This window comes from uncultured Faecalicoccus sp., from assembly GCF_944327125.1.
Classification (GTDB): Bacteria; Bacillota_I; Bacilli_A; order Erysipelotrichales; family Erysipelotrichaceae; genus Faecalicoccus.
Genome location: NZ_CALVGO010000048.1, coordinates 1 through 9,503 on the forward strand (window position 1 = coordinate 1; position 9,503 = coordinate 9,503).

9 protein-coding genes and 1 pseudogene are annotated in these 9,503 nt (G+C 42.2%); all 10 read right to left on the minus strand.

The window, feature by feature from the left end; all coding sequences use genetic code 11:
* Nucleotides 1-2,447, minus strand: a 2,447-nt coding sequence (locus Q0K03_RS06010) for a hypothetical protein (RefSeq protein ID WP_297238769.1), incomplete at its 3' end; no start/stop codon positions are given.
* Between the two features lie 178 nt (nucleotides 2,448-2,625).
* Entirely contained in the window at nucleotides 2,626-3,453 is an 828-nt protein-coding gene (locus tag Q0K03_RS06015; protein ID WP_297238771.1) for an AraC family transcriptional regulator, read from the minus strand.
* Nucleotides 3,454-3,539: 86 nt separating this feature from the next.
* Nucleotides 3,540-4,487 carry a sugar phosphate nucleotidyltransferase gene (locus Q0K03_RS06020; RefSeq protein WP_297238773.1) on the minus strand — a complete coding sequence of 316 codons (948 nt, stop codon included), beginning with the start codon at nucleotides 4,485-4,487 and terminating at the stop codon, nucleotides 3,540-3,542.
* Between the two features lie 14 nt (nucleotides 4,488-4,501).
* Nucleotides 4,502-4,981, minus strand: coding sequence for a dCMP deaminase family protein (locus tag Q0K03_RS06025; RefSeq protein ID WP_297238775.1), 480 nt, complete (start codon nucleotides 4,979-4,981; stop codon nucleotides 4,502-4,504).
* Entirely contained in the window at nucleotides 4,978-5,895 is a 918-nt protein-coding gene (locus Q0K03_RS06030) for an RluA family pseudouridine synthase (protein ID WP_297238777.1), read from the minus strand. The genes Q0K03_RS06025 and Q0K03_RS06030 overlap by 4 nt, the downstream gene beginning before the upstream one ends.
* On the minus strand, nucleotides 5,877-6,374 hold the full coding sequence (gene lspA / locus Q0K03_RS06035) for a signal peptidase II (protein WP_297238779.1): 498 nt from the start codon (nucleotides 6,372-6,374) through the stop codon (nucleotides 5,877-5,879). Before lspA ends, Q0K03_RS06030 begins: the two co-directional genes overlap by 19 nt.
* Nucleotides 6,375-6,386: 12 nt before the next feature.
* Nucleotides 6,387-7,982: a lipopolysaccharide core heptose(II) kinase RfaY gene (locus Q0K03_RS06040; protein ID WP_297238781.1), complete on the minus strand. Its 1,596-nt coding sequence runs from the start codon at nucleotides 7,980-7,982 to the stop codon at nucleotides 6,387-6,389.
* Entirely contained in the window at nucleotides 7,966-8,148 is a 183-nt protein-coding gene (locus Q0K03_RS06045) for a hypothetical protein (protein WP_297238783.1), read from the minus strand. The genes Q0K03_RS06040 and Q0K03_RS06045 overlap by 17 nt, the downstream gene beginning before the upstream one ends.
* Nucleotides 8,149-8,273: 125 nt before the next feature.
* On the minus strand, nucleotides 8,274-8,981 hold the full coding sequence (locus Q0K03_RS06050) for a Bax inhibitor-1/YccA family protein (protein ID WP_297238785.1): 708 nt from the start codon (nucleotides 8,979-8,981) through the stop codon (nucleotides 8,274-8,276).
* A 9-nt stretch (nucleotides 8,982-8,990) separates the two neighbouring features.
* Nucleotides 8,991-9,503 (minus strand): annotated as a pseudogene (locus Q0K03_RS06055) (hypothetical protein); the annotation flags it as partial.

A 9,503-nucleotide genomic window follows, 5' to 3' on the forward strand; every position in this document is an offset into this window, starting at 1 on the left:
TCTACTTCTTCCTGCGTTGCTTTTTCGTTATCGTTGACTTTTTCAGCGGCCTCTAAAGCTTCTTCCAGCTTAGACCATGTTTCCTCTGTATAGTTATCTTCTTCCAGTCTCTTGGCTTCATCGATTTTTTCCTGTAAAGCCGTTTTATCCGCTTTGACTGGTTCACCGATCATGTATTTTACTGTCGTAGAGTTTCCTGCCTGATCATAAACAACGATCGTATTTTCTCCATCCACATAACCGGCATTGGCATGGTTGATGTCGGACCATTGATTGTTTGTCAGTTCAAATCTCTTACCATTAATCTCAGCATAATCGATCTTATTGGCATCATACAGTTTCAGATCCAGTCTGGAATAATATCCATCTTTTTCAACGGAAGAATCTTTTACAGTGACTGTCGGACCTGTTTTGTCATAGATGAACGTAAATTCGGCAGAATTTCCCGCAACATCATAAAGAACAACCGTATTCTTACCTTCTTTATAACCGGCATTCTGATCGTTCAAATCTGACCACTGATTGTCACTTAAATCTTTTTTCTTACCATTGATTTCGACATAATCCACTTTATGAGCATCATAAAGTTTCAGACTTAATTTACTGTATACTCCATCATAACCTTTTGATTCTTCCTTTACAGTAAACTTAGGAGCTGTCTGATCGATCGTAAACGATACACTCGTTTCATTTCCGGCTTTGTCTACGACTTTGATCGTATGTTTTCCTTCACCAGAAACCTTCTTAGGTGCATTCTTTTCATTGTATTCTTTTTCATCAATGATGATCTTAGAAATACTCTGTTCTTTTACTGTGAATTCTACATCTTTATTTGTGACTTCACCATCTTTGACACCTTCAATTACAGGAGCCACTTTATCAATACGTTTTACTTCGTATTTAACTTTTGTTTCATTTCCTGCCAAGTCTTTAACAGTGACATTGAATTTTCCATTCTCACTGTGAACTTTCTGCAGTGTTTTAGAATCTACACGTGTCCAGCCTTCAATATCCTGGATATCTTCATTGGCCGTTAAAGTCACCGTTACATCTTCTTTTGTAACCTGACTTCCGTTTTTATTAGAATACGTTACTTTGACTTCCGGAGCTTCTGTATCCTTAACTTGTTCCTTCAATCCTTCAAAAGCCGATTTCAATGCACTTTCCGCACTCTGCATGGCAGTATTGTCTGTGAATGGATTTTCCGCAGAAGCTTTGGCATTCTGTAAAGCCTGTTCATACGCACTCCAAGTATCTGGCGTATAGTTTTCGGCGTTCAGTTCTTTTTCTTCCTGTTCTTTTATTGTAGCGTTTAAAGTATCCACATAAGATCCTAGTGAATAGTTCACGCTGAAATTCACATTAGAGAATTCTCCGCCTTTGTTTTCATACCGCAGCTGGTATGTCTTTTTATCTTTCAATGTAATCGGATAGTCGATAGAAGTGACAGCTAAATCTGAATTTTGCACTTTTTCGCCATACAAATACATGTTTTCGCCAGCCTGGACGCTTCGAATTCCATATCCGCTGACTTTAAAAGAGTTCTTACTAAGTTTCTTTGTGATCACAGCTCCATCTGTCAGCTTGTATAAAGAATCACCAGAAGTAACTTCTACAGTTGGCACTTTATCCATCAAATGAACTTCTACAGTTCCATCCGCTTTCTTTTCATACATAAACCAGGTGGCATTTTTCCCGGTTGAATCCGCAATGGTATTTGAGCCAAATCCAACTTTTGCAGAAGACAGATCATATTTGGCATAGTAATGCCCATTTTCTTCATATGAATCATAAGCTGTACGTTCTGGATCCAATGGTTCATTTCCTTCAAAGAGAATATAGTTTGCATTGGCTTCGACCACTGTCAGTTCCGGATCGAGCTTATCTCCATAGAACGTATATTCAATTCCTACATCGTCGCCTTCCACACCAACACGAATCGTAAAGGTCTGCATCGTTCCGCTTGGAACGGCAATCAATGCCTGACGAATGGCTTCTGGAGCAATACATTCTTTTTTATTGTATGTTGTTTTATCTGTGTAACGAACACCCTGGAACTCCATCCAGTCAGCCCCATAGGCAATAACAATAGAAGAGTTTCCCTTGGTACAATGGAAATGTACACCACTCGGATTGTTGAAAGTGATATCCTGGCTGGATTTCTTTGGTTCAACCGTTTCCTCTTCGCTTTGTGGTTCTGTGTTTTGTACAGTATTATCCACAGATTCTTCACTTTGAACCGTTTCTTGTTCCGGCTGTTCCTGTTCAGGAGCCTGAGGTTCTTCTTTCTCCTGGTTAGGATCGGACACGTTGTTTTCTTCAACGATGACAGGTTCTTCTGTTTCCTGAGCATAGATAGGAACAGAGTACGTTGTCACGAACATCGATGAAGTTAAAACAATACTCAACGCCGCTCTACCGGCATCTAGAATTCTTTTTTTATTCATACAACTTCCTCCTGCTTTCGTTTTTTAATAAATGTGCATTATTAAAAAAGGTGAAAGCGCTTTCTACACCCTATATTTTATCTTGTTTTGTCATTTGTTCAATATAATGGATTCACATCCACTAATTTGTATAAACCTTCCACTAGTTTTGACAATAAAAATAAAAGGCATTTCTGCCTTACTTTCGAATGGAATCCATATATTCCGAAGGCGAAATGCCATATGTTTTTTTAAACTTTCTGGAGAAGTAATAAACCGAAGAAAACCCAAGCTGATAAGCGACTTCTGAAACCGTATATTTTTTTGTTTGCAACCTCTCTTTGGCCCGTTCCAGCTTTAACTTTGAAATGTATTCTTTAGGGGCTTCATTGAGCTGTTCTTTAAACATCACCTGCAAGGTGCTTCGCGAAATAGAGAAATGTTCGCACAGATCCTCGATACGGATGTTTGTTTCGATATGCGAATGAATGTAGTCCAGGATCTTGTTCAAATACGGATCCTTCGTTTCTTTATCGATATCCGGTGTTTCTTTTTTATGTTCACATTGACAAAGAAGGATCAAGATCTTCTTTAACAAGACCAGCGAAAACTCTTTGTTCATATATTGATCTTTCTGAATCGAAGAAACAAATTCTTTCAGTGTTTCCTGCATCTCCTTAGAGGCTGAAAACACCTTGTTTTTGAGATCCTGGGCCAGTGTTCCGTTCAAGAAAAAACTCAAAGTCAAATAGGAACAAAAATGATCCTTATCAGTACTCTGGGCATGAAACTGATTCGGATAGTAGATCATGATATCCTTGGCGTGTAATTCGTAGTTTTGATGATCCACTTCTGTATAGAGGACCCCCTGATCGACATACGTCAATTCGTAGTTCAAATGACGTTCCCCAGAAAACTGGTAATTCGGTTTACGAGTCTGGTAGAAACAAACTAAAATTTCCTGTATGTCCATTTCTGACTGAATCGGTGTTTCTAATACAAAAGAGGCAGAATCCCTGAATCTCATAAATCGTGTAACTCTCCGCTTTTTATATTAGTTCTTACTCATATTTCCGTCAAATAAAAATCGCGTAAAAAAAGGGCCTATGGCCCTTAATCCTGCAGATCCGAATAAAGATCTTCTGAATAGACTTTTTGTTCGATCAGTGCCTTGAAACTGTTGGCGACAAACTCCTTGTCTTCTTTATACGTCACCCCAAACCATTTGTCATGACTCTTCAATACTTTGAGTGTACATTGATTCTCTTGAAGAAGATGACCCACTAAGGTAGGAAGCAGATATTCGGCTTTTAACGGATCATTGGGAACCTCGGTTTCAAAGAATTTCCTGAAGTGGGTTTCCAGGACATCCAAAAAGGCCGGTTTACATCCTTCTTTGGCCGGAAATCCCCAGAAATTCATCGAAACCAGGGTATCGGGATCCAGAATCTTACCATTGGCAAGAATCGTATCTCCTTCTTTTACGATATTGTGGGTCTCAATGACATCCACGACATGGGTATGGCCTTCTTCTACTTTGCACAGACCGCGGGTCACACCCCCATTGTCCGACAGAGTATTTTTTAAGATGAACCCTGCCATGCACAAAGCGGTATCTTCATGATCCAGCACCAGCCAGTCATGGACCTGAACAAAAGCTTCCTTGCCATAATAGTCATCCGCATTTAAAACGGCAAACGGTTCCTGAATCAGATCTTTGGCGGCCAGCACTGCCTGACCGGTTCCCCAAGGTTTGGTTCGTCCTTCCGGGAAAGCGACTCCTTGCGGAATGTCCTTGAGATCCTGATACGCATAACCAATTTGTACATGAAGTTCTTGGGCGATCTTTTCTACCCGGTTTCCGATACGGATACGGAAATCGTCTTCAATGTCTTTACGAATCACAAAAATGATCTTGTTGAAGCCGGCTTCAATGGCATCGTGGATCGAGTAATCCATAATGATCTCATCATGAAGTCCGACCGGTTCTAATTGTTTGATACTTCCTCCAAAACGGCTACCTAAGCCGGCGGCCATGATCACTAAAGTTGTTGAGCGCATTTTTGTTTCTCCCTTTACTTCTTGATATCGACCTGCACACTGGTCTGATAGGTCAGCTGCACGAGTTCGACCCCAGCATCTCTGAACATCTTCTTACTGGCGATATTTTCATCAGTCCCGCTGTATTTGTCACTTTCATACACAACGCAGCGGATCCCCGATTGAATGATGGCCTTGGCACACTCATTGCACGGGAACAAAGACACATAGATCGTACAGCCGTTCAAGTCCTGGATCGAATTCAATATCGCATTCAATTCGGCATGGACAACATAAGGATATTTCGTATCCAGGAATTTTCCATCTCTTTCCCAGGGAAACAGATCGTCATCACAGCCTTTGGGAAAGCCGTTATACCCTAAACCGACCACTCGTTTTTGTTCGTTGACGATACAGGCTCCCACCTGGGTATTGGGATCTTTGCTTCGCTTGGCACTTAAATGCGCCATGGCCATAAAGTACTGATCCCAGCTTAATACATCTTTACGTTTCATAGTGAATCTCCTCTTTCTAAGCGTTCCAGGGCTTCTTCAAATATCGGATCCAAAGGAGCATCAAAGCTCATTTTTTCTTGGGTTGTCGGATGAACGAATTCAATATGACAGGCATGAAGAAGCTGGCCTTTGGTATCTGGTGTTTTCTTATAACTGTATTTTGGATCCCCCACGATCGGGTGATCAATATACTGCATATGCACACGGATCTGATGCGTTCTTCCGGTTTCCAGAGAACAGCGGATATAGGCATATTGATCATAGTTTTTCAAAACCTGAAAATGGGTAATGGCCTCTTTGGCATTTTTACGGGTCACTGTCATTTTCTGACGGTCTTTTTCATCTCTTCCAATCGGAGCGTTAATGGTTCCATAAGAATGGGAAAAAGGATGGTGAACAAGAGCCAAATAATCCCGATGACATGTCTTATCGGCTAACTGAGAGGATATTTCCTGATGCGCCTTGTCGTTCTTGCACACGATCAGCAAACCGCTGGTATCTTTATCGATACGATGAACAATGCCTGGACGCATCTCTCCATTGATGCCGCTCAAGTCTTTACAATGGTACAGAAGTCCATTGACCAGTGTTCCCGAATAATGTCCTGGAGCCGGATGAACAACCAGCCCCTTGGGTTTGTTGATAACCAGAAGATCGGCATCTTCATACACGATATCAAGATCCATCTTTTCCGGAAGAATATCCACTTCTTCCAGTGGCGGAAGATGCACGGTGACCAGATCATTCGGCAATATAGAAGTACTGGCTTTTTCGATCTTTCCATTGACCAGGATATGTCCCTGGTCCAATAGATCTTTGACGCGCTTGCGCGAGAGTTCCAGCTTCCCGGAAACAAATTTATCCAGCCGAACGGAAGGTTCGTTTTCTAATAAGGTTAACTCAATGATTTCCATCTTCTTTTCTCCTGGATCTCATCATAGATCATACATGCGATCAAACATCCAAAACCTACGGTAATACAGATATCGGCAATATTAAAAACGGGAAAGTTCCACCCAAAGATGCGGAAGCTTAAAAAATCCCGGACATAGCCAAAGCGTAAACGATCGATCAGATTGCCTAAGGCCCCCGAACAAATCAAGGACAGACACAGCTGAACGCGAACGTCTTTCGTTTTGAAAAACGCATAGACGATCACAGCCAAAGCTGCTAAGGTCAAAAGCGCAAAGAACATAACGCCAAAACCTTCAAACAAACTGAAGCCGGCGCCGGTATTTTGCACATAGGTCAAAGAGAAAAAATGCGCGATGATCTCCTGGACCTCATGCAAAGATAAGCTATGGGTAATGGCCCACTTGGTCCATTGGTCTAACCCCAGGGTCAAGAAGATGATCACCAGGGCCACACAGATTGTAATCTTTTTATTCTTCATTCTATCCTTCCTTTAAAACGATTTATTTTTGCGATGTAAAAACAACATTTTGACAAACAGCCAGACACTTAAGATCAAGGCCATCATCAGCATCAAAAAGCCAATGGCTGGAATCGACATGATCTTCGGTTCCATATTGGTGGTACAGATCAGACAAGAACCGACCAGTAAAGCCGCAATCAAAATACAGATAATGATTCGGTTGACCATACGGTCGATCTTGGCAATCGGGGCATCGCTGCCCATCAGGTTTAGATTGACTTTGACTTGCCCATGTTGAAGAAGTTTGAGCACATCACTGGTTTGAACTGGAATATCGATCATACGCGACAGACCATCCATGCTTCGTTTCAGCACACTGCGCAAGTCCTTTTGCGGGTCAAACTGTGCCAGCGCCGCTTTATGATTGGCAACGATCTTGGCCATGCTTGTCTTTGGATCCAGATCCAGCAAGGTTCCATTCATCGTCATCATGCTTCTTGCCAGCATCGAGATTCCTTTAGGCAGACTGATCTTATACTGATGACAGATCGTAAAGATATCCTGCACCATCTTTGCCAGATCCATGCTCGCAAAGGACTGGGACATGTACTGAGACATAAACATTTCAATGGAGCTGGTAAAGGCCGTATAATCGATTTCATGATTCACGATCCCAATCATCAAGATCGAATCCACAACTTTTTGAACATCGTTAAGCGCAAGTCCCTTGATGGCCTGTTTCATGATCTCGCGTTCCCGGTCTTCCAGGATCCCCATCATGCCAAAATCGATCCATACGATCTGATCCTCGCGAATGCGGATATTGCCCGAATGCGGGTCGGCATGAAAAAAGCCGTATTCAATGATCTGAGAGATATAGTTATACGCCAGCTTATCGGCAATCTCTTTGACATCGTAGCCTTCTTTTTTTAACGTTTCGGTATCGTTGATTTCTATACCGTCGATAAATTCCATGACCAGGATCTCTTTGGTCGTATAGGCATCCACAATTTCCGGCGCGTTGATATAGACACAATCCTGATACATTTTTCGGAACCGCTTGGCAAAGGCGGCTTCATTGGTGAAGTCCATTTCCTGCTGGGCTGCGGTCCAGAATTCATCAATGACCATATCCAGATCGATCACATGGTTGATGATCTCACTCAGGTTGAGGATCTTGACCGCTTTTCGAAGCAGATCCACATCCCGCTTCATCCAGTCGTAGATGTAAGGCCGCTGTACTTTTACGACAACATGTTTTCCGCTTTTTAAAGTCGCTTCATGAACCTGGGCAATCGAGGCTGAACCTAACGGAATCTTTTCAAACGACGAAAAGACTTGGGAAATGGATTTTCCATACGATTTCAGGATCATCTTTTGAACTTCCTCATACGACATAGGCGTCACATGAGAGCGAAGCTTGGTCAATTCCTGGCAATAGCGCTGAGAGAACATATCTTGTCTTGTCGACATGATCTGTCCGATCTTGACAAAGGTTGGTCCCAGATCTTCCAGGATACGGCGGAATTTGACAGGATCCATTCCTTTTCGAATCTGATATTTTCTAAGGATCCGAACGATTTGGGCAAAACGAGCCGAAGTGGAACTTTTAGTCTGCGCTTCCATGGGTTTTCTTCTTTCTATGAAGCGGCGTATTCTCTACCGTCTCTTTTTGAAACCATGACTCCACCCATTCTCCAGTGTCTTTTAAACACGCAAAAAGATCCGGTGTGCCCCAGTCAAAGTTTTCTTTCAATAGTTTTTGCCAATTTGGATCCTTTTTCTGACTCATATGCTTATTTTAACATACTTGACACACATTGACCATCAGACTCCCCTATAGAAACCCTTTCATTCCTTAATCTTTTCTTAAGTTATTCTTTGAAACAAAAAAAAGACTTGCACAATCGTACAAGTCTAATCTTTACTGCTTCCCATTCCGACCAAACGAAGAATGTATAAGAAGATATTGATGAAATCCAGATACAGTTCCATGGCGAAATAAATGGAAAGTTTCTCCCGGGAAACAATGCTGCCGTCATCCATGGTAAAGACCTTGTTCATGCGCTGAACATCCCATACCGTGATTCCGGTAAAGAGAAGAAGTCCAATCAGGGAGTACAGACGGGTATCCATGTTTACACGAAGAAACATCATGATGACCTGACTGATGATCATCGCAAACAATCCTGCCATACAGATCATACCAATTCTTGACATGTCTTTTTTGGTCGTAAATCCGATAAACACAAGGCAGAAGAAGTATAAAGCCGAAACCAGAAAGGCAAAGAAGATCACACCTTCTGTATATCCATAAAACAGAGAGGTCATACTGAATCCCAGCGTCAGGGAATACAGGATGAACAAGACCTTCATGGTCGAGGCACTGGTATTTCTTCTAAGTCTTGTCGAAAACGCGATCACAAGCCCGATCTGCACAAAAGGAAGAGCCAGGCACAGGATCGGAACGGATGTACAAAGCTGTAAGAACCATCCCGTCATGTAAAGACCATAGGATACGATTCCTGTGATCAACAATCCAATGGCCATCCACAGATAGCTGTTTAATATGGATTTCTTCACGACATCCTGTGAATAGATCGCCGTTTGATAATCATTGAACATGTATATCACCTACTTTTTGATGAAATCAAGAAGCTGTTGGGCTGCGATATCCAATCCTTTTCGGTTGGAACGGTCAAATCCCAGATGCGTGTAGATCTCGCCGACAAAGACTCCGTTATCCTTTAAAGACTTAAAGATCTTATCGATCAGCGGTTCACACACTTCCTGTTTCTGCATTGGGCCAAACGGATTGGCAAAATACGTTGTCGAGATTCCGACTTCCTGTGTCGTACCCAAAGCCATACGTTTTCCCATCTTACAAGTTTCTTTGACTTCTTCGATCGGCAGTTCCTTCAATCCCAGTTCGTCCGTGTAGTTGTTGGCATACGCAAACAAATCGATCGTATGATTATGAATTACGACACGGTAAGGGCTGGCAGGAACGACCATACGGGCGTTTGGATTTTCCGGTCCCATAAATACGGAACGGTCCATATCACGGTATGGCGTACCTGGATCCAGGTCATCCAAACGAATAAACGCTCCGATTTCCGTTCCCTGTCCATAAGGAACTCCGTCTTC